Raw genomic sequence first — 20,096 nt, 5'->3', positions numbered from 1 at the left:
GCGGTGAAACTGCTTTCTCGCAGGGCGTGTCCGAACCAGAAGGCGCCGATGGCAAGCGGGACGTTGGTCAGGGCGAGAGGCGAGCGCACGTCCGGCCAGTAGGCCTGAATGATATAAGCAAGGACGACGGCCGCGGCAACGAAGGTTAACATTGCCGGGTCGGTCGGCCCCGCAGTCCTTTTCGCGACCTCGTTATAGATGATCTGGGTCGCGAAAAGGCATGTGACGAACCAGAAGATGCCAAGTTCGCCGGTCAGGTACCTTCCACCCAGAATTGCGTTCGTCATGAGTTCCCGGATTTGCCAGGGCGCCGGTATGTCGCCGCGAAGCAGATCAACGAGAAGCATGCCGGTGATGACGAGGCTGAGAAATGTCACGTAGGGTATCAGCAGCCCATGCACCCGCTTTGAAAGAAGACCCTTTCTGTCGGAAACGGTGTAGAGATATCCGGATATGACGAAGAAAAACGGCATGTAGAAGAGAGAGATCGCAAAATAGATCGCCGGTGCCAATTGCCAGCGGCTTTGGGTAAGAACGTGGGCCAGGACGACAAGAACGATGCCCACGCCCTTGGCGACATCAGGCCAAGTCTGGCGCATTGCGAGCCTCCAGTACCCCGATCGACGCAGATGGTCGGTCGGCTTTTTCGGATCGCCGGCATTGTGCGTGGCAGCATGCAAGGTTGACAACCCCAAATTGTCGGGGGGTCCGAGCGGGTGTCTACAAACAGGAAAATTGCAATTGCCCCGGACACCTCTTGGCCCGTGTCTCGCCGGTCGGATGGCAACACATCGCCTTCTCTGGTGACGACCTTTGGGATCGTGCCGCGAAGACAACCGGCCTGAGACACGGCCTCCCAGACAGCCCATACTGGCTGCGCTCGGTCTCCAGTTCCGCCTGTCGCGACAGGTTATCGTGGGCACGGGAATCGCTCGTCATGGCATTCTTTCTTCGGTGGTGTCGGCTTGTTCGAAGCCCGGAGGTTCTTGACGGTCAGGTCGAATTCGATATTCAAGGGAGGCGCGGCGGGCCTTTAAGGAGGTCGATGTGACGATGACGGAGAGCCTACCCAGTGCCTTGAAAAGACGCAGCAAACAGGCTGCAAAACGACTGCTCGGCTACGACTCCCGCAACTGGCTGCGCATCAGGCAAATCGAGGCATTCACCGCGTTTCTTGAAGCGGACGGCCGAAAATCTTCCCCTGTGATCGAGGTTTCGCCCGGCTGGAACCGCTACTGGAAGACGCTGTGCTCCAACTACACGTCGGTCGATTTTCCCGAATTCGACATCTGCAAGGACCGCACCGAGAATCAATATGCGATCGTCATCGCCGATCAGGTGCTGGAGCATGTGCAGCGGCCGCTGGCCGCGGCCAAAAATATCCACGCCATGACCAGGCCGGGCGGCTGGGCGATGGTGGCGACGCCGTTCCTGTTCAGGGTGCATGCCAGGCCGCACGATTACAACCGCTGGACCCCCGCCGGCCTGAAGCAGTTGCTGGTCGAAGGCGGCTTTCCGGAAGCCGGCATAGAGGCGTTCAGCTGGGGCAACAAGGCCTGCGCAAAAGCCCATATCGGCGGACCAGTTCGCTCCTACGGCATGTGGCGCGACCTCTCCAACGACGAGGAATACCCGCTGATGGTCTGGGCGTTTGCGCGGAAGGCAGGATGAAGCTGCCGGCGCCGCCTGACCTTCTCCCCTTGCTGCAAGCAGAAAATCAGCCTCCCCGTCCTTCCTCCGCGCGGCTAGGGCGCGAGCAGGATCGACGCGGATCGGCAACCGCGGATCGGCGCCGACCCGTCGGCTTCGCCCTCGGTGTTGCTTGGCACTTAACCGTAAGAATGCGGCGGTTCCGATCGGCTTTGCCTTTAATGTGCGAATACAATCGCTCCGATTCTCAATTAACTGCAACTGCGCGGGCGGTCGCGGCCGGCTAGTTTGGGCCATTGTCCTGTCGGCAAGATTGCTGAAGTGGGTTCTGTTCTCACCGACGGTATGGCTACGCAGCATCTGGAGCTTTTCGGGTCCGGCGCGCTCGACGATGGCGACCCCGGCCAGCAAAGCTGGTTGCAGGCGCGAACCTGCGCGTTCGGCGAAGGTCCGCCGGCCGGCGGCACGGCATCTTCGAGGAACGGCAGCGGATAATCACCAAGATCGATCAACTCGATCTCCAGTTCGTCTCGTTTCTCGGCAAGGCCGGAGATCCATTCGGCTCCCGAGGCGATCCATGTCTGGCGCAACGATGCCGCCGCCCCATCGGGCTGACAGGCCGGGCAGGTATCCCCGGAATGAGACAATCGGAGTAGCGACTAGCCGGAGGAAGTAGCAGGCGGCCACCGTTGTCGGGCTCGATCCCGGGCGCACAATCTGCCACCCTTGCGGCGAGCGGCAACGGTTGGCCCGCGTCCCGAGGCGTCGCAGAGTGAGGAAGAGCGTGTGAGATTGACGGGCAAGTTCCTCGGCATGTTCTGCGATGCGCGCGTCATAGCCAAGGGAGAGGCCGCCGGCCTCAAGCTCGTGGCGCGGAGCGCCGACCCGAACTTTGTTCGCGGCACGTACGAACCGCCCATCCAGCAGGCGATCACGGCCAACCTGGCGCCGGGGGATGCCTTTTTCGACATTGGCGCGAATATCGGGTTCTTTTGTCTCATCGCCGCGCGTCGCGTCGGGCCGCGCGGTCAAGTCTATGCGTTCGAACCAGTCCCCCGCAACGCCGAAGCTGTCGCAGAAAGTGCGCGGCTCAGCGGGTTCGACACGATACGGGTGTTCGCCGAAGCCGCGGGCTCGACAACCGGCCGTGGCCAGCTTCTCCTGGCTCATCACATCGGCGGCGCGGCGCTTGCCTCGGCGGGAGCGCCGCCGGACATGAGTGGCCGCCTGGAAGTCGGCATAGTCGCTATCGACGATGCCATCGCCCGCCGAGGTCTCAGGCCGCCCTCGCTGGTCAAGATCGACGTGGAAGGCGCCGAAATCGACGTCCTCGGCGGTATGACGCAAACGCTGCGTAGGCACCGCCCGAAGGTGATTTATGAGGTCGACGACGCAACGCGCGAGGGGCTTGACCGCAAGGCCCGAAGGATCGCGGAATTCCTCACTGCCGCAGGCTACGCATTGAAATCGCTGCCAGCCTCCTATGACAATCGGGAATGGCAGGTCGAACACGTCTTCGCGCAACCGATGGACACTTGAGAGTCATCTTGGTGGAGCCATCACAGGGATCCCATGCAAAGGCACAGCAAGCGCGATCAAGACGGACAAGAGAAGCGGTGCGCGACTTCTGCTGGGCCGGCGATACGTCATCGATGCCTTGGAAAGTCTCGCACGAGTCTCGCGCAGCCAATGACGACGTGAGGAGGTCTTAATTGTTGCACCGTCATGACTGGGCAGCACCTGCTGAACAGGCCGAGTCCGGCGTTGTCGGACCGGAGATTCTTGTCGCAGATAGTTTTCAGGACGATCGCACCCGCGGCACGGTGATAGGGACCTTGGCGACAAAGGGAGGGGTCAGGCGAGGACGCGACATCGAACGCCAGATCGCGATCGATCACGGCGCACTTCGTTTCCAGCCACTCGTCAGGCCAGGCTGGGGCCGGCAAGGGATTTCCTATGGTCCCTTTCAGCGAGAGGCTGGTCTGGTGCTGTTGGTCTCTATCACCAACGGCCACAACACATCACAGGGATCGCCACTGCCTGAAGACATCGCCAGGCGAGTCTACCGTTGGCTGCGGGGACCGGGCATCGACCCATGGCCCGGCCGTCTGGTTTCGTTGATGCGTGCGCCACGGAAGAGGCTCACCCTTCGCCGTTTTTGGTGGTGGGTGCTTAGCACCTCCAGGACCTACCGCGGGCCGAACATCAACGAGAACCTGGCTGTCGGTTGGTTCCCCAGCGAGGCGCCGGTCAATCCCGTGGAAGAGGGGTGCGGCTTTGTCATGCACGCCGCCGAAGGTGAAAATGGCGAGCTGTGGGCGCGTGTGGGAAAGCAATGCCTGAGTGCGTTCCGGCGTCTAAAGAACCTTCATGTCTACTATGTCGTGGCGTTGCGGGAGCAGGGCGCTGTCTATTATGCGGCCGCCGACCAGAAAGCTCATGGGCTCGCTGCTTTTCCGATGATGCGTCCAATTGCGATCGATCCTTTCAACAAGGACGAAAAGCTGTTTGCGGGCGTTCACCAGTCAGCGCTTGGCCAGATCGGGTTTCGCGTCGACACACGCGTTCAGGCGGTTCATGTCGGGAGGCTGCCTGAATTTTCTACGAAGTTTGGCACCGCCCACGCTGCCGATGCACTTATGGAAGGCTTGCCGGGGCAGACTGCCGAAACCGGAGGGCGGTGGCGTTTCTTGCAGGACGCTGGCGACAATCTGTCCGTCATCGATCCCGGCCGCCCTTCAGGATTGATCCATGGGCTGCTGGAGATCAGCGCGGACTCGGATGTATGTGGGCTCGTCTGGCGGTTTCGGGACAAGCACAATTTCTGGCTGCTGAAACTCTCGACGCTCGGATGCACTTTGGTCAGCAGGCAATCGGGCAAAGAAACGACGATCGCGACGGATACGGCACATGCCTTGCGCGAGCGTTCCACCCATTCGGTCCAGATTCTCGACTGGGACGGTCAGGTGAGCTGCTTTCTGGATGGGGCTCGTCTTTTCGACCTGCCCGCTGCGGCTGGTTCAGCCGAGGATGCTACCGGGGTAGGTGTATGGACAAGCGCCGACAGCGAGCCGCGTTGGCATAGTTTCGAGGCTCATCCTTGCGAAGTTCCCATCCCATTGATGGCGCCTCTGGAGGCATCCTGGAACCAACTCGGAGCAAGCTTGTCTTACGCCGACGATTTTACCGGCACCGCCGGCGAATTGGATCGCCGCACGACGGAGCTCGGCGGTGGACAATGGGCAAGAACACTGGGAACCGGGGTCATCGACGTCGACGGGCTGGGCAGCGCCCATGTGCGCGCGAGCGTGCACAGACCGAACCCGGGTCGGACATTCTATTCGCTGCCTTGGGATCTACCGGGGTTCAGCGATCTTGAGGTTACAATCGAGCCTCCTGGGGAGCGTCGAGGCCAAGATCAGCGCAGCCGGGCAGGACTGCTTTTCTGGCAAGACAGCGACAACTACGTCTGTGTCACGACCTGGCTCGACGATGTCTACCAGGGGGCCTCGATTTCGGTGTTCATCAAGCGGCTCGGCTTCGAGGAACTTTATGACGCGGTCTGGACCAATGTGGCGGACAAAGTGGTTTGGGGAAAATGCTTTCGCATGCGCGCTGCATTCGACGGAAATCGATTTGCAATCCTGATCGACGACGAACTGGTGATGCAGCGAAGCCTGACCGACATCTATCCCGACGATGCTGCCCTTCAAATTCTGCGGGTCGGGCTCGCCGTCAACTGGGAATGGGGAGATGACACGGGCTCGGTGTTCACCTCGTTCAAGGCCAGGCGCTGAGCGAAAGAGCGGTTTCGCTTTCCGAGCCGTGAACTGTGGGTGGCGATGGCCTTGTCATAAAGGTTCCGGGTCGACTGGGCTATTTTTTCCCACGCATAGAGATCGGCGACCCGCGCGGCTCCCCGGCGTCCCAGTTTCGCCGCTCGCGCTGGATCTCCAAGAAGGCCGATGATCTGGGCTGCCAATGCATTCGGGTCGTTCTTCTCAACCAACACGCCGCCGCCGGTGGCTTCCATGATCTCCGTCATGCCACCGACGCGCGTGGCTACGACAGGAGTGCCATTGGACAGCGCCTCGATCAGGCTCATTCCGAAGGACTCGCTGAGCGAGGGATTTACGACAAGCGATGCTTCGGCATATCGCTCGACCAATTTCTTGTAGGGTTGCGTGCCAGCGAAACTGATGGTCGGAGCGATCGCTGGTGCTATCATCGCACGCAGCGCGGCGTCGTAGGAACCGAGGTATGCGCTACCGCCCCGGTAGAAGCGAGCGAGATCCCGGACGTCACGGTCCGTGCTCAGGTCAATCAGGAACTCACGAGGCAGAGTTGCCGACGGGCCGACAATCTCAAGGCGGGCTTCAGGACAGGCTGCAACAACGCTCTGCCAGGCTTCGATCAGCGTGTGGATGCCTTTTTCGGATGACACACGGCCGACGAACAAAACCTTTCCCGGTATTCGTGCGACGGCAGTGACGTCCTGGTTCGCGGGCGCTCCGTTCGGCAGGACTGCGAAGTTTGTGTCCATTTCAGCAAAGCGCGCGCGCGCCGCGGCCACGACATGCTCAGAGCACCCGACGGCGAGATCGGTGGCGGCGAGCGCTTGTTTCATCGCATTGCGGTCAAGTTCCGCAAGCCAGTCACAATGCATGTGCAACACGATTGCTGCTTGCGGCGCCGCCCGTCGAATGGCCGGCACGTATTGCGGAAAATTCTGGATGTGGACCACGTCGGGCGAGAGACGGCGTATCGTGCGAATGGCCTGGGCGAGATAGTCGAAGGCATAGAGACTTTGTGCGACCAGCGGCGATCGCGGCCAGACACGGCTCCAGAGGTGGGATGCCATGCTCCAGGCGCGAGCCGGCGCACATTTGAGCAGCTCGAAACGGATGCCGTCGATTTCCATCTGGGCCGGCATCCCGCGCAGGCGCCGGGCGACTATGGTCATGTCGCAATCTGCACCCAGCCGCCTGGCGACTTCATACGTCCAAATACCGATCGAGTTCTGGATCGGGGGCGTGACCGTATCAAAAGGCTGGCTCAGGATTACGATCTTCATCGAGCCCTCAGCCTCAATACAAAATTGCCTGCGTTGAGCAGGTCAGGGCGCACCAGTACGAAGGAAGCTGCCGCATAAATTGCCGCGCCAAGGTGGCGAGCCGGCACCACAAACACGCCGAACATGGCGATCTGTCGGCCCCACGTCTCGACAGCTGACCAAACAGTTCCGCTGACGACCTGTCGGCCGAAAACGTTCATTGAACCGCCTTCTGAGGCTCGCTGGGAAACAGAACCGCATGTCTGGAGCGAAACTCATACGAATGGATCAATTCCGCCACGATCTGTTGGCCATTCGCCTCGTCCATGTCCAGTTTCGATACGTAAACCGAAAGCCCGTTGTTGTCTGGCTCCCGTCCCAGCAGCGTCCGATAGAGAAGGGTCACGTATCGCCTATTTCCAAGCCCAACCGGCTGATTCTCAGTCCTGAATTCAACCGAAAGCAACAGCTTCGTCAGTAATGGAAATATGGCCGGATCCTTCTTCATCGCAATGACCTCGCGCCACTGCTCGGTCGGCGACGGCATGCGACGCAAGACCAGACAGTAAGCATATGCAACCTGATTGGCGTGATTGAAGGCAGACTTGTCGAACGCATCGAGCGAACAGGGGTGAAATGTGCCGACATCGGCAACGGGGGGCACCGACGCCTGGTCCGGAGGCGGCGAGCTCACTGTGGGGACCGTCGGCGAACCGGGTTCTGCGCTGCCGTCGGCAATGACCTTCCTTACGGCATCATATGCCGGCTTTCGCCCGCTCGGCGTCCATAGCCCATGGTCGCGCTTCTTCAGGCGGACGAGGCCCATGAAGGCCTCATGGCTTGGCGCCCAGTACGGCTCGTCGAGCAGTTCATAGATATGGGCAGCTTCCAATCCATATAGGGATTGATATCTGCGCAGGAGCGTCATGGTCTGGACCAGACCTTCGGCCTGCTGCTTTTCCCCGCGTTGGCTGCCGCCATTGTAATTGAACTCTGTCAGCCAGATGGGTTGGCCGAATGTCGCCAGGAATTTGAACGCTTCCTCCGGGTCACCCTCGTAAAGATGCCAGACCGAAATATCCCATCGGATGCCGTCCTGGAGCATGCGGGTGAACGCTGCACGGTGACCCCAGCCAGCCGTCCCCATGGCTTTTCTGATCGTCGGATCCACCGCGATGGTTGCATCCGATAGACCGCGCAGCACCGCGCTCACCTTCGCCCAGCGCGGACTGAAATAGTCGGATGTCAGGGTGCCGCCGGCAGGTCCCCAGGAGCAGTTGTACTGTATGCCGTTGTCTTGCATCTCGCAGGGCATCAAGATCGCATAGTTCTCCATCTCGTTGCCAAGCTCCCAGACGCGGATATCGTCCTTGAAGCGGGATACGAGTGTCGATGCGAGTTCATAGGCCTGCGCATAGAGGTCATCGACGCTTCCATTGTCGAGGTCCAGTTCGGGCGTGATGACCGGCAGGATCTGGACTCCGCGCTCCTTGCCCGCCTTGACCAGTTCGGCAAGTTTGGTGGCGCTGTCGGCGCTGGAAATGTTGACGCGATACGAGGTCATGCCGAGGTCGCGGACGTAATCGAGCTGCTGTTCGATCGATATTCCGGGGTAAGCATTGAAGGGATGGCCATTTACCCCCCAGAGGAGGTCTGCTGGGGCCGAGACTGTCATGCCCAGCAAACATGCCAGGGTTGTCCACAAACGCCTGGTCGCGGCGACCACCCGTCCAATTGGACTTGGTCGCGATCGATTGGCCTGCCGCTGCATTAGCTCGAACTTGCTTGTCTTGCACAAGATATCATGCGGCTTCACTCCATTGGCTGAACTTTGCCCTGACATCCATCCAAGCACGACGATTTCTGGATCTGCCGCACTGCCCAATGCAGTCTACCATTGCCGCGCCAAGCGGAACCTCAAACATTTGGCGTAAGCGCCCAGGATTTGCCACGCCATTCGGATGAGAGCTGCCGGAAAGCCTTTTGGGAAAACGCCCGGTTATGTCCCAAAGACCAAGATGACCCGGCCGTCTTGGTCATCCAAAGTCGCGGAACTGATGCATGGCGCTGGCGACCGAATGTCGCCCGGACGTGGTTCGCGATGACACGACATTGGACGATTAACGGCCGTTTTCTCGCGCAGCCGACCACCGGAGTTCAGCGCTATGCACGCGAGATCGTTTCGGCGCTGGATGCCCTGATCGTCGGCCAAGCTCCCTTGGCACGGGATCTGGCCGTCGAGCTGCTGGTTCCGCCGGGGGTGCTTGACAAATTGCCCTTGGCCGCAATCCGTGTCCGGACTGTCGGCAGCTTCGGCGGGCATGCGTGGGAACAAGCTGTGCTTCCGGCCTATCTTCGCGGCGGCCTGCTCAGCCTCTGCAATACGGGTCCCCTGGCCGTACGCCGGCAGGTCCTGTGCATTCACGATGTCAATACCAGAACATGCCCGCAGAGCTATTCACTTCCGTTTCGGCTTCTTTACCGCACCTTGGTCCCGGCCCTGGGCAGGACCGCGCTTAGGATTGCAACGGTGTCGCAGTACTCCGCAGGCGAGCTGACGCGTCATGGCGTGTGTGCGGCGGCAAGGGTCGAGGTTGTAAGCAACGGCCACGAACATGCGCTGCGATGGACCCCTCGTCACTCGCAACAAACCCTGGCAGTCGCCGGTCCTGGTACGATCGTCGTGCTTGGCAGTTCTATCCCGCACAAAAATGTCGGTTTGATCATCGGCATGCACGACCGACTTGCCGCGGCGGGGCTACAAATTGTTGTCGTCGGCGCATCAACGCCGCGTGTCTTTGGCAGCATCGGCAACAAGGCGTCGCCGAACGTCATCTGGCTGGGAAGAAGGTCGGACGCGGAACTCGGTGCACTTTTGCGCGACTGTCTATGTCTGGCGTTCCCCTCCTTGGTTGAGGGGTTCGGACTGCCGCCGCTCGAAGCCATGGCGCTGGGATGTCCGGTGGTCATGTCAGACCGTGCCAGTCTGCCCGAAATCGGCGGGGATGCGGTTTTGTACGCATCACCTGGTGACGAGAATGCATGGTTCGATTGTTTCATGCGCCTGGTCCACGAAGAAGGCCTCAGGACCAAGTTGATCGCACGTGGTCGCGCAAGGGCGGCCCGATTCCAGTGGGCCGCGTCGGCTCAGCGGTATTTGGAGCTGATGGCCAGCGTGGATGGACTTCCGGTGCCGCCACCAGTTGGGGAAGTCGAATGCAGCCCCAATGAGCAACTTTCGGCCGCAGCCAGTATTGTTGGAGGTGTCTCAGGCCGAACGGGCGGTCGCTCTAAAAACCGCGCCTGATGATCGTGCCGTCGCCAAGCCGACGCCGACCATGGTCAAGCCGGACTGGCAGTCGTCAGAAGGACCGATCGTAAGCTGGCGGCAATCGGGATAGGCGCAGATGTATCCGGCGCGCTGCGCAAATGGGGCCAGCGTCGGTTTCCGAAAATCATCGCGCGTGCTCGTCGTGGTCTTAGGTGCCCGATGCCCGCACAGGGTTCACGATTTCTACCCCTGCGAAATCCCCTTCGTTGTCGGTGACGAGGGTGCATTCATGGGATTCGGCGACGGCGGCTATGATGGTGTCCAGGGCGCTACGAGGTCGACCCTGCGCTTTTCCGTCCGCCATGAGACGCGCCCAGACCAGGCCGGCGCTCTCGTCGAAGGGGAGCACGCGACCAGCGAACAGGGCTTGCGGTCCCTCAGGTCCTGAGAACCAGGCTTCGAGCCGATCGCGCCGCTTGCCCGCCGGCTTCTCCAGAACGCCCCGGCGGATTTCGGCAACTGTCAGCGAGGCAATGAACAGATCCTCGTCTATTTGCGCGCCCATCCACGCAAGAAGAGACTCGGAAGGAACTGGCTTCGTGATGTTGCTGATGATGTTGGTATCGAGCAGGTAGCGCATCAGATTTCGATTTCACGTCCTTCTTCGCGGGGACGGGTGAGGTCGAGATCGGCGCCAACAAGCGGGGAGCGACGGAGCGCAGCCATGATGCCGCCTCTCTTCGGCGGTTCACCGGCGATGGTCTGGCTGACAACCGCGCGGAGGCGCGAGGCATCCGGGCCGTCTTCTGCCAAGCGGCGCGCCATTGATCGAATGAGGTCGCGATCGGCATAGCGACCGAGCACCTCGAAGCGCGCCAAACCGCGCTCGCTGAGCCGAGATCGATAGTTCTGAATCGCACGTTTCTGCGAGCTGCCCACTGTCACCTCCTAGTATCTCCAGTAATATAGCCGCACGCCGCGACGCTTTCAACGATCGTGAACAAAGTGTGTCGCGCCGAATGACCGGCACGAAGAGGTACTTCACGGTACGTTAGTGCATCAGCAACAGCGCCTTCGACGTGCCCATATCGGGGGTCGCGGCCGGTCGGGTGATGAGATAGAACTCGTCGCTCGTGCTCAGGATGATGCGAGGGTCTTCGCTGACTTGCTCCCTGAGGCTGGCGACATAGTAACCTTCGGGGTTGGGATGGACGTCATCTGAGCATTGTAACCAGAAGCAATAATCAATTTCCTCTCACAGATGTAAGCGGTTGACAGATATTCAAGACCAAAAGGAGGCCCGACAAATTCATATTGGTGTTTCAGATGTTTGCATTCCGCCTCTGAAACTAACACCTTGGGAGGGAAGCCATTTTCATGATTGCCAACTACTACAGTGCCATCAAAGTTTAACAGAAGGGTAATTAAAAGAAACTGTTCCATCGTTATCCCCTAATCTCCCTGACATGGTCAGGGCCGCAGATGCGGGTATCCCCTTTTGCTGCCATTTGCGCTGCCAAAAGAAGAGCGAGAGCGATGATGAGCCTGGTGCGTTTCATGTCTTCCTGCTTTCCAATCCGGTGCTGGTGGGATCGCTTGGAAGCGACGGCCGAATGGGCTAAACTAGGAAGCGCGCCAGGAGGGTGAAATGTCCCGAAAGGCTCCTGAAATTGACCCGAAATCTGCTGAAATGATCTCGGTCGACGGTTTTGTCTTCCTGACGAAAAGCAAAGAACTCCGAACCGTCGAAGGCAAAGCGGTCAATCTTCGCAGCCAGTCCGCCGAGGTGCTCTCCGTGCTCGCGGCGCGACCGGGCGAAATCGTGTCCAAGGATGCGCTGATGCAGGCGGTCTGGCCCGATACCTTCGTGACCGACGACAGCCTCACTCAATGCATTGCCGATATTCGCCGCGCGTTGGGCGACGACGCGCACGTGATCGTGGAAACCGTCCCAAAGAGAGGCTACCGACTGAATGCCGATCCGTCGGACGCGGCGGACCCAAACGCCGCAGCCGGCACGGAACGTGCCAAGACACGATCCTCGCGACGCGGCTTCATTCTTGCTGCAATCGTTCTCGTTGCGGCAGCGATCGGCGCATATTACGGCGCGGAAATATGGCGTGCTGCGCCGGTCCGTTCGACCGACATGCCGAGGATTGCGGTCCTTCCCTTCGACGACATGAGTGCCGGTGGGGACAGGGGATATCTCGGCGATGCCGTCGCCGAGGGGATCATCACCGAGCTATCGCGGAGCAAGACATATGCCGTCATCGCCCGGAACTCGAGCTTCAAGTACCGCGACCAGCCGGTCGACACCAGGCAGATCGGAGATGAACTCGGCGTCGACTACCTGCTCGAAGGCAGCCAGCAGAAGATCGGAGACCGGCTCAAAGTGACCGCCCAGTTGCTGAATGCGCACGACGGATCGCATCTCTGGGCCAACACCTACAACCGGGAAATCGGCGATCTTTTCGTCGTCCAAGAGGAGATCATCCGCACGCTTGCGGATCGGGTCGGGCGCAGGATCGAGCGACCCTTGCCACAGAGCGGCGCCGCGCAGGTCAGTGCGCTCCGCTATCACCTGATGGGGATTGCCGAGATCCGCAAGGATAACTCTGCCGCGGGAAGCGAGCTGCTGCGGCAGTTCAGCCTCAAGGCGATCGAAGCGGATCCGAACGCCCAGTTCGGCTATATCGGGCTGGCCTGGTCCTATCGCTTTGATGCTGTATTCGGGTGGCATGAGCAGGAACATGACCGGGACGAGGCATTGAAGCGCGCCGCCGAATACGCCGACAAGGCTATCCTGCTCGCTCCCGACGATGCCGAGGCGCATCATGTCCGCGCCCGCATCCACACCGAGGCCGGAGAGATCGAGCAGGCCCTTGCGCGGTTCGATCAGGCGATCGCCCTGAATCCCAGCAACTCGAATATCCTCGTCGGCAGTACGGACCCGCTGCTGTATGTCGGCCGCATCGACGAAGCGATCGACCGGATCGAGCAGGCCAAGGGCGTCGATCCTTTCCACCCCGACTGGTTCCACTGGCAGATGGGCTGGGCGCTCTGGGAAAAGTACGATTGCGAGGCTGCGCTGACGGCGATGCGCAAAATGTCCAGAATCCTGAGCGGCGCATACCGAATGCTTGCTGGGATCCACGCTTGTCTGGGAAACGAGCGGGAGGCAAAGGAAGCGCTTGCGGTTTTCCTCCAGAACTCGCCCGGCGAATCGATCAGCAAGGAGCGCAGGGAGTGGGAGAAGATATGGACCGCCCCCGGAAGCCTCGAACGCTGGATCGGACACATGCGGATCGCGGGGTTGCCGGAGTGACGGCCGACCGAATGCTTCCCGGCAGAAGCCAATTGCCGCTAAAGGGTCATACATGCTTGCTCGGGCAAGACAATTGGGTCCCGGGAAAAGTCGGCAATGCGTCCGACTTGCGCCATAGTGCGCTCGACCCCCCGAACTTCTGGAACTGGCGCGTCCTGTTGGTTCAAACACCTGAGCCGCAGAACGCCAGAAATGATGCGTGGAAGGACTGGGTGGGGTGTAAGCTTGCGGTTCGGCCGAGATGCAGCAATGAGCCAGCATCGCCAGTTTCCCGACCTACACGTGGTGACCGACGAGGTCTGATCTCAGCCAGTTCAAATAGGCCTGCCCGCCAATGAAGCCGTGGCGAGGCGAGGTGAGAGCTGCATTGAGCGACCAATTAATCCGATCTTATGTGGCAACCGCGGCACCGTCGCTATGTGAGCTCGAGTATCCGCGCACTGGCGGCCTGTGCCCCGAGCCCGACACCAAACTTGTCCGCCCTACGTTTTCCGCGCCCTTATGATGAGCGACGGCATGTCGAACTCGACGGTCCCGCCATTGATCACGAAGGGCCTGAGCGTTGTCTTCGATTCTTTCAGAAGCCGCTCGAACTGTTTGTCGGTGAGCACGCCGCCTAGCGTCCACACGCAGGCGCGCTCGGTGGATACGAGGGCATCGATCGATTTGAAGCGCACCTTTCCGTTGCGCTGCACGACCTCGGCATCCTCGATGCCCGCCACGCGGCAGATTTCATGCAGCTGCCCCGCATCGCCCATGCTGAAGGGCGCGCGGAAGGCGTCGCCCACCTGTCTGCCGAAGAGACGGTCAAGCAACAGCGCGAAGGCGCCATAGCCCGGTGAGTTCTCCACCGCGTCACACACGGCAACCGCCAGCCGGCCGCCAGGCTTCAAGACGCGCACCATCTCGCGAAGCGCCTGCGGCTTGTCCTCGAAGAACATGAAGCCGAACTGGCTGACGACGGCATCGAAGCTGCTGTCCGGCAACGGCAGCGACTCGGCCATGCCTTCCAGCCATTCGATCTGCACAGGCTTGCGGCGCGCCACAGCGAGCATTTCCGGATTGGCGTCGAGGCCGACAACCGAGCCTGAAGGGCCGGCGATCCCGGCCGCCGCGAGGGTCAGCGCGCCAGTGCCGCAGGCCACATCGAGCACGCGGTCACCCTCGCGCACCCCGGCTTCCGCGGCGACAACCGGCCCCCATTGGGTAAAAAGCGCCGGCACGAAATGAGCATCATAGATTTCCGCTGGACTGCGTACCTGCTCGAGCATGCTCATGGTCTTGTCTCCATCCTGATCGCCGGGCACATCCGATGGATATGCCAGCGCACACAGGGTATGCTTCGGCATGGTGCAGGCCCATGACCATACGTCTTCGTCGCTTGCCGCATCGTCTATGATGCTGCGTGCAGAGCGGTCGGCCGATGCTTCGACAACGTTGGGGTCGCCTGCCACATGCAAAGCGCATGGCACGGATCCGCTTTCCGACGTCCTGCGCACCGTCAAGCTGACGGGGGCGCTCTTCTTCCTGGTGGATGCGTCTTTTCCCTGGGGTGTGGAGGTGCCCCGCGCGGAGGCGTTTTCTTCCGTCATCCTTCCACGCGCGCAGCACGTGGTGTCCTATCACATCATCCTGAAGGGCGTGGGCTGGGCGAAGATAACCGGTGGCGCGTCCACCTGGTTCGAGGCAGGGGACGTGCTGGTGTTTCCACATGGCGATCCCTATTCGATGCTGAGCGAGCCCGACCAGCCGCCGGAATTCGATGCCGAAGCGACAATAGATTGGTTCCGGAACATGGCAGCCGGCAGGCTGCCCTTCGTCAGCAAGGAAGGCGGCGGTGGCGAGCCGCAAAGCGAGTTTGTGTGCGGCTTTCTCGGCTGTGACATGCAGCCCTTCAATCCCGTGCTATCGACGCTGCCGCGGCTTTTGCGTGTCAGGCGGACCCGCGGCGGAGGTGACGACCTGCTGAGCCACCTCATCGACCTCACCCTTGCCGAGGCGCGCCGGCCTCGGCTCGGCGGCGAGACCATCCGCCTGAGGCTGAGCGAGCTCATCTTCGTGGAAGTGATGCGGCAGTATCTGGAGATCCTGCCGGCCCACGAGACCGGCTGGCTTTCAGGCCTGCGGGACCCCTCGATCGGCAAGGTTCTGGTCATGCTCCACGAGCAACCCGCATATCCGTGGTCTCTGAATGAACTGGCGCGCCGGGCTTGCATGTCGCGTGCGGCGCTGGCGGCACGCTTCACCCATCTCGTTGGCCATGCGCCGATGCAGTACCTGACGCTCTGGCGCATGCAGATCGCCGCGCGTCTTCTCGCCGACAGTCCCATGAAGGTCGCCGCGGTGGGCCGTGAGATCGGTTATGAATCGGAGGCAGCGTTCAGCAGGTCCTTCAAGAAGGCCGTCGGCCTGTCGCCTGCTGCGTGGCGCCACAATGCCATGGGATCACGCTGATCCCTGACGATGGAAATCCAAAAGGCGACGCAGTCGGGCTGCCACGCGTTCGCCAATCCCTTGCGTCCAGTCAAGCGCGCCTGCCCAATGGAGACGACACCGGGTCGCTTAGTCGCGATGCTCTTGCATTGCGGAGGTTTGCGACAAGCATCACGAAAGTCAAGGTTGGGTCGACCCAAGCCGATGCGCGAAGGGCAGCTTTGAACGAGCGCCCTGAAGGTCGTGTTATGGCGCTGGCTGCTCGTTTCCAGTCGACAATTGAACGGCACGAAATCAGCCATTTCCGCCTTTCACAAACAGTACCAAGCGTCAGGATTTCACAATGCCGCGAGTTCTCGATTCGACATCGAGGCGGGATAAGCGGCTCGTATTGAAAGCTTGTTTTCGAGGGAGATGATCACGCTCTCGGCGAAATTTGTCTTGTACATTTCCGACATGCCCGAAAGCCCGCCTGGAGTGAAGACGTTGATCTCCAGGAGCTTGTCTCCGACAATATCGAGCCCAACGAGGAACATCCCGTCCTGAACGAGTTTCGGTCGCACCATCTCGGCCACGGAAAGCATAGTGTTCGTTACCTCCACCCTCTCGGCGGTGCCCGCGACGTGGATGTTGGAGCGAACCTCGCCCTTTGCAGGCACGCGGCGAAAGGCGGCATATTTGCCGTCGCGCTCCAGCGGCTTTCCATTCATCACGAAGAGACGGACATCGCCGGCCTTGGCTTCGGGCAGGTAGCCCTGCGCGATCAGATAGCCTTCCCCGCTGACCGCTTCGAAGATCTGGTTGAGGTTGGCGTCCTTTGCCGAGTCGATCTTGAAGACGTTCCTGCCGCCGGATCCCTGCAGTGGCTTGACGATAGCGCCTTTGGGCTGCTGCTTGATGAAGGCGCGGATCTCTTCGATGCTCTTGGAAATCAGCGTGACCGGTCGCACGGCTTTGGGAAAGCCCTGGAAGTAGAGCTTGTTTTGAGCCAGGGTCAGCCCAGCCGGATCGTTGACGACGAGCGCGCCGCGCTCGGCCGCAAGGCGCCCGAAGATCGCGCCGACATTCACTGCCCACGGGCGATCGGCGGCGTCCAGCGAGGGGTCGTTCCGCAGAAAGATGATGTCGATCTCGCGAACGTCGATCGTCTTGATCTCGGTCCTGTCGCTCTGCAAATCCTTGTACAGCGTCTCCGGCTTCTTGTACGTCGAGCTCGGCAAAGTGATCGCGCGGACCATGAGGCTGTCGTCGGGACGCAGCACGAAATCGTCGGGCGTCAGATAGGAGATTTCGTGACCGCGGCTGAGCGCCCCCAGTGCGAGCACGGTGGTCGTATAGTGGGGTGTTTCGGTTTCGATCGAATTGACAAAGAATGCAATGCGCATCAAGAGCCCCCTAGGTTGCGATCATTTCGACCGGCGAGAGCCCCGATCGTGCCTTTTCGAGGCGCCGCTCGGCCTGCGGATCCAACAAGAAGGCAGGCGTTATCTCTGGCGCCCTGAGCAGGCCGCGCATGTTCAATTCCTGCATGACACCAAAATGCGACGCCGAAATCTTCCCCATCCAGAACGGATCAAGCGCTCCGCCCTTTCCGAGATGATCGAGCACCTCGAACAGGCCGCGCAGGTAAATCGCGTCCTTCGCGAGGCCACCACCACGAAATAGCCTGAGGGCCAGATTGAAAGCGCCAATCTCGGTAAAGCCGTAGTCGCGAACCAGAACCAGGAAGGTCTCCTCGAACGATGCACCCTCCAGCATGGCCGCGCAAGCAACCACGCGGGCGGCGATGAGACGCACACGCCCTCTTGTCATGCCGCCTGCCAGATACTCGGCGAAGACCGCGAGCCCTTCCTGCACGCCTTCATATCCGGCGAGGCCCGATCGGAAGAGGCGCAGTCCTTGAGCCGAGCCATTGAAGTAGGTCAGCAGATGGACGCCGATCTCATGGCTGAGCAACGCCTCGACCCTGTGGCGCGCCATGTTTGTACTGCGCGAGATCAGCAGGCGGGAACCAGAAACCATCAGGCCAGCCGGCAGATCGTCGCGCAATTCGATCATCGGTTCGAATCCGGGATGCTGCCTGCGGTAGATTTCGATCATCGACTGCGCCCGGCGCGCCACGAAAAGGCAATCGGCGTATTCGCCGTGCTCGCCATCCTCCACTTGGCTCTTCCCCGCATTCGCCGTTTTCGCCAGAATATCTTTCGCAGCATCAAGCAATGCAGGCTCGACACGCCCGTAGAGCGCGCGGCCTAACTCGACGAAAGGTGTCGTCTCCCGGGCGGAAAGCATCGAAAGTTGCAGATCGAGTTCCTGCTGTTTTTCGCGATACAGGTTGAAAAGCACGGGGTCCTCAAAGCGATCGAAGTCGATCGAGAAGAGCTTGCTCTTCTCGACATCCACCTGAACGGCCAGCGGCCGATAGAGGAACCTTGGCGCATGCTGGAATGCGCTGGCCTGGAATTCCCGCCACGCCGCGTCGGCGTTGATCGGTGTTACAGCCAGAAGAAAATCGAAGGTCGCCGCGATGTCGTCGATGCTCCGATCGGCGCGGCTGACAGCGTCGACGAAGGCCTGCCTTCCGAGCGCGCGGTGCGTCGGCAGGCTCAGAATGCCGGCGGCTTTGACGAAGGCGGCAACTGCTTGCAGTCCGGCATCGACGATATTGGCGATCAGTCTTGCGCGCAGATCGGGATAAATCTCGTCGGAGTCAGGCTGTCGATAGATCGGCGCGAAACGCACGGTGAGACAGGGAAGGCCAATGAGACGCGCAGCAAGGCGCGCGTGCGGGTCGTCCGTCGAACGACGTTTATCGAGACGCGGAGAGCGGAACTTGACCTCGACGCTCTCGACCGCCGAAGCAAAGCTGTCGAGGGCGGCGCGGGCCGCTGCTTGATCGGTAGCGGAAAGCGTGATCTCGAAAGGCGGAAGAAACGGGGCGTCATCACTGAGCAGCCTGTCCCGTTCCAACTCGCCGACGTCCAGCAGCACGAAGGCGCCGAAGCGTTTCGCCATGGCGGCGCCAATGGCTTCGATTACCGGCACGGCGGCATTCAGATCGGGGGTGATGAGGTACGACGCGTTGGACGATGCCACATCCCGCGCCGCATCGTCCTCGTCGCTCACATGGACGCAAAGGAAGGGAAGCGCGCGATCGATGTGGAGGCGCCCGCCATCTTCAAGATCTCGCCGAACCGGTTTCCCAGCGTCGATATCGGCGAGAACATCTTCTGCAAGCGCCATGTCGAGCGCTTTCGCCGGCCTGTCGCTTGCTCGCGCTTTGCTCATGTCGTCGCTTGCAGTCCATCCTCCAGGATCGGCAGCGTTGAACGGATCATAGCACGCATCGCCACCAGCGCGGCCCGATCGGGCAATCCGGTCCATTCGTCCATGAAGAACTTTTTTAACTCGACGGCGATAGCACAGCCGGTCTCCGGGAAGGCTTCGTGAATGAACCGGGTTTGCTCGCCTCTGCCTTCGAAGGCGACATTCTCGCGCACGTCCATCCGGTGCCCGCGGAACTCAAACGTGCGCAACGTGGCAATGAACGGTTCAACGACATGTGCCCATCGTTCACGGTCCATGGAGAAGGTGCCGATGTTGATATCGGGCGCGGTCTCCGGATCGGATGGCGCCGCGTTTGGCCCGCCGCGACGGTGGTTGTAGCTGTGAACATCGAGCACGACGAAACGTCCATGGCGTTCTTCAAGCCCGCGTAAGACCTGTCTTAGCATCGAATAATAGTCGTCATGCACACGAAGCGAATCCTCGATCGTTTCGGGCGCCGGTTTGTCGCTCCAGATGTCCATGCCCCAGGCCTGTTCGGGCGAGAGGTAGACCGCCGCCTGGCGAGCGCGGTTGAGGTCGACCTCGAAACGCGACCGGTGGAAGACGATACGGTTGGGGACATCTCGAATGACGAACTCGGTGAACGGATCTTCCTCCCGCAACCGGTCATCGTCGGAGATCGCCAGCAACGCGTCGACGGCGCTGCGGACCCCATGACCGTTGTGAATGGCCGTACCCAGGACAGGCGACAAGCCGCGATGAACCGTCCACCAATCGGCAGCCCCGGTTTCCAGTTTCAAGGGGTTGTCGCCAGCCAGAATTTTGTCGAGCGACGAAGCCGTTTCGGAGCCTCGTGTTCGGCCGGACAATCTGGTGCTCGGGCTGGTGTTCGGGGTGGGGCCGAGGACGCTGGCGATCAAACTGCGGTTCCATCGTTGCGAATTGCGTTTGGCAAACGTCCTGAGTTCGCCGGTGGTTCGTTCCTTTATGTGCTCAGCCGTGTCCGCCGCTGCGGCCATGTGTTACTCGTGACGGCATCCCCGACCCCGAGTAAACGTCCTGTGCCGCTTTCTTGT

At 60.8% G+C, this 20,096-nt stretch carries 17 protein-coding genes; 6 read left to right on the top strand and 11 right to left on the bottom strand.

The window, feature by feature from the left end:
- The coding region (locus IQ26_RS32120; RefSeq protein WP_162458132.1) for an acyltransferase family protein at positions 1 to 566 on the bottom strand (566 nt) is incomplete at its 3' end.
- A 487-nt stretch (positions 567 to 1,053) separates the two neighbouring features.
- On the opposite strand from IQ26_RS32120, the gene IQ26_RS32115 reads away from it, so the two are divergent.
- The 3 genes from IQ26_RS32115 (at position 1,054) to IQ26_RS32105 (ending at position 5,447) form a co-directional block, all read left to right on the top strand.
- Positions 1,054 to 1,671, top strand: coding sequence for a methyltransferase domain-containing protein (locus tag IQ26_RS32115; protein ID WP_145722393.1), 618 nt, complete (start codon positions 1,054 to 1,056; stop codon positions 1,669 to 1,671).
- Between the two features lie 765 nt (positions 1,672 to 2,436).
- Positions 2,437 to 3,189: an FkbM family methyltransferase gene (locus IQ26_RS32110; protein WP_145722392.1), complete on the top strand. Its 753-nt coding sequence runs from the start codon at positions 2,437 to 2,439 to the stop codon at positions 3,187 to 3,189.
- 173 nt (positions 3,190 to 3,362) lie between these two features.
- Positions 3,363 to 5,447 carry an oxidoreductase gene (locus tag IQ26_RS32105; RefSeq protein WP_240547333.1) on the top strand — a complete coding sequence of 695 codons (2,085 nt, stop codon included), beginning with the start codon at positions 3,363 to 3,365 and terminating at the stop codon, positions 5,445 to 5,447.
- On the opposite strand, the gene IQ26_RS32100 is transcribed toward IQ26_RS32105, so the two are convergent.
- From IQ26_RS32100 to IQ26_RS32090, 3 genes are read right to left on the bottom strand one after another with little or no spacing between them, the layout of a single operon-like run.
- Complete coding sequence (locus tag IQ26_RS32100; protein WP_145722391.1) at positions 5,360 to 6,724, bottom strand: glycosyltransferase family 4 protein; 1,365 nt, start codon at positions 6,722 to 6,724, stop codon at positions 5,360 to 5,362. The two genes, IQ26_RS32105 and IQ26_RS32100, sit on opposite strands and share 88 nt — an antisense overlap.
- Entirely contained in the window at positions 6,721 to 6,924 is a 204-nt protein-coding gene (locus IQ26_RS32095; RefSeq protein ID WP_145722390.1) for a hypothetical protein, read from the bottom strand. The genes IQ26_RS32100 and IQ26_RS32095 overlap by 4 nt, the downstream gene beginning before the upstream one ends.
- The gene (locus IQ26_RS32090; RefSeq protein ID WP_240547332.1) at positions 6,921 to 8,588 is read right to left on the bottom strand and encodes a DUF4214 domain-containing protein; all 1,668 of its coding nucleotides are present in this window, start codon (positions 8,586 to 8,588) and stop codon (positions 6,921 to 6,923) included. Before IQ26_RS32090 ends, IQ26_RS32095 begins: the two co-directional genes overlap by 4 nt.
- A 216-nt stretch (positions 8,589 to 8,804) precedes the next feature.
- On the opposite strand from IQ26_RS32090, the gene IQ26_RS32085 reads away from it, so the two are divergent.
- Positions 8,805 to 10,010 (top strand): glycosyltransferase family 4 protein, encoded by a 1,206-nt coding sequence (locus tag IQ26_RS32085; RefSeq protein ID WP_145722389.1) that lies wholly within the window; start codon positions 8,805 to 8,807, stop codon positions 10,008 to 10,010.
- A 172-nt stretch (positions 10,011 to 10,182) separates the two neighbouring features.
- Here the strand turns inward: IQ26_RS32085 and IQ26_RS32080 are convergent, their stop codons facing one another.
- The 3 genes from IQ26_RS32080 to IQ26_RS32070 all read right to left on the bottom strand — a co-directional run bounded on the left by IQ26_RS32080 (position 10,183) and on the right by IQ26_RS32070 (position 11,417).
- Positions 10,183 to 10,614: a PIN domain-containing protein gene (locus IQ26_RS32080; protein WP_145722388.1), complete on the bottom strand. Its 432-nt coding sequence runs from the start codon at positions 10,612 to 10,614 to the stop codon at positions 10,183 to 10,185.
- Positions 10,614 to 10,913 carry a hypothetical protein gene (locus IQ26_RS32075; protein ID WP_145722387.1) on the bottom strand — a complete coding sequence of 100 codons (300 nt, stop codon included), beginning with the start codon at positions 10,911 to 10,913 and terminating at the stop codon, positions 10,614 to 10,616. The genes IQ26_RS32080 and IQ26_RS32075 overlap by 1 nt, the downstream gene beginning before the upstream one ends.
- 198 nt (positions 10,914 to 11,111) lie before the next feature.
- Positions 11,112 to 11,417, bottom strand: a complete 306-nt coding sequence (locus IQ26_RS32070) for a hypothetical protein (RefSeq protein ID WP_145722386.1) — start codon at positions 11,415 to 11,417, stop codon at positions 11,112 to 11,114.
- Between the two features lie 205 nt (positions 11,418 to 11,622).
- Here IQ26_RS32070 and IQ26_RS32065 point away from each other — a divergent pair, with 205 nt between their 5' ends.
- Positions 11,623 to 13,299, top strand: a complete 1,677-nt coding sequence (locus tag IQ26_RS32065) for a winged helix-turn-helix domain-containing tetratricopeptide repeat protein (protein ID WP_145722385.1) — start codon at positions 11,623 to 11,625, stop codon at positions 13,297 to 13,299.
- Between the two features lie 482 nt (positions 13,300 to 13,781).
- Here IQ26_RS32065 and IQ26_RS32060 read toward each other — a convergent pair whose 3' ends face one another.
- The gene (locus IQ26_RS32060) at positions 13,782 to 14,576 is read right to left on the bottom strand and encodes a methyltransferase domain-containing protein (RefSeq protein WP_145722384.1); all 795 of its coding nucleotides are present in this window, start codon (positions 14,574 to 14,576) and stop codon (positions 13,782 to 13,784) included.
- A gap of 70 nt (positions 14,577 to 14,646) precedes the next feature.
- On the opposite strand from IQ26_RS32060, the gene IQ26_RS32055 reads away from it, so the two are divergent.
- Positions 14,647 to 15,753 (top strand): AraC family transcriptional regulator, encoded by a 1,107-nt coding sequence (locus tag IQ26_RS32055; protein ID WP_240547331.1) that lies wholly within the window; start codon positions 14,647 to 14,649, stop codon positions 15,751 to 15,753.
- A gap of 317 nt (positions 15,754 to 16,070) precedes the next feature.
- Here the strand turns inward: IQ26_RS32055 and IQ26_RS32050 are convergent, their stop codons facing one another.
- The 3 genes from IQ26_RS32050 to IQ26_RS32040 are packed head-to-tail and all read right to left on the bottom strand — an operon-like array spanning position 16,071 to position 20,039.
- Entirely contained in the window at positions 16,071 to 17,117 is a 1,047-nt protein-coding gene (locus IQ26_RS32050; protein WP_145722383.1) for a glutathione synthase, read from the bottom strand.
- 10 nt (positions 17,118 to 17,127) lie between these two features.
- The gene (locus tag IQ26_RS32045) at positions 17,128 to 19,020 is read right to left on the bottom strand and encodes a flavohemoglobin expression-modulating QEGLA motif protein (RefSeq protein WP_145722382.1); all 1,893 of its coding nucleotides are present in this window, start codon (positions 19,018 to 19,020) and stop codon (positions 17,128 to 17,130) included.
- Positions 19,017 to 20,039 carry an N-formylglutamate amidohydrolase gene (locus tag IQ26_RS32040; RefSeq protein ID WP_145722381.1) on the bottom strand — a complete coding sequence of 341 codons (1,023 nt, stop codon included), beginning with the start codon at positions 20,037 to 20,039 and terminating at the stop codon, positions 19,017 to 19,019. The genes IQ26_RS32045 and IQ26_RS32040 overlap by 4 nt, the downstream gene beginning before the upstream one ends.
- Positions 20,040 to 20,096 lie beyond the last annotated feature (57 nt).

Origin of the sequence: Mesorhizobium tianshanense (genome assembly GCF_007830515.1) — a bacterium.
GTDB lineage: Bacteria > Pseudomonadota > Alphaproteobacteria > Rhizobiales > Rhizobiaceae > Mesorhizobium > Mesorhizobium tianshanense.
The sequence above is the reverse complement of the archived record's forward strand: the minus strand, read 5'-3'. Positions and strand labels throughout refer to the sequence as shown.

Coding starts and splice junctions, on each gene's coding strand:
- IQ26_RS32055 (WP_240547331.1), top strand. CDS start 14,647: ATGGTGCAGGCCCATGACCATACGTCTTCGTCGCTTGCCGCATCGTCT.
- IQ26_RS32045 (WP_145722382.1), bottom strand. CDS start 19,020: ATGAGCAAAGCGCGAGCAAGCGACAGGCCGGCGAAAGCGCTCGACATG.
- IQ26_RS32050 (WP_145722383.1), bottom strand. CDS start 17,117: ATGCGCATTGCATTCTTTGTCAATTCGATCGAAACCGAAACACCCCAC.
- IQ26_RS32085 (WP_145722389.1), top strand. CDS start 8,805: ATGACACGACATTGGACGATTAACGGCCGTTTTCTCGCGCAGCCGACC.
- IQ26_RS32080 (WP_145722388.1), bottom strand. CDS start 10,614: ATGCGCTACCTGCTCGATACCAACATCATCAGCAACATCACGAAGCCA.
- IQ26_RS32060 (WP_145722384.1), bottom strand. CDS start 14,576: ATGAGCATGCTCGAGCAGGTACGCAGTCCAGCGGAAATCTATGATGCT.
- IQ26_RS32115 (WP_145722393.1), top strand. CDS start 1,054: ATGACGGAGAGCCTACCCAGTGCCTTGAAAAGACGCAGCAAACAGGCT.
- IQ26_RS32095 (WP_145722390.1), bottom strand. CDS start 6,924: ATGAACGTTTTCGGCCGACAGGTCGTCAGCGGAACTGTTTGGTCAGCT.
- IQ26_RS32065 (WP_145722385.1), top strand. CDS start 11,623: ATGTCCCGAAAGGCTCCTGAAATTGACCCGAAATCTGCTGAAATGATC.
- IQ26_RS32070 (WP_145722386.1), bottom strand. CDS start 11,417: ATGGAACAGTTTCTTTTAATTACCCTTCTGTTAAACTTTGATGGCACT.
- IQ26_RS32100 (WP_145722391.1), bottom strand. CDS start 6,724: ATGAAGATCGTAATCCTGAGCCAGCCTTTTGATACGGTCACGCCCCCG.
- IQ26_RS32040 (WP_145722381.1), bottom strand. CDS start 20,039: ATGGCCGCAGCGGCGGACACGGCTGAGCACATAAAGGAACGAACCACC.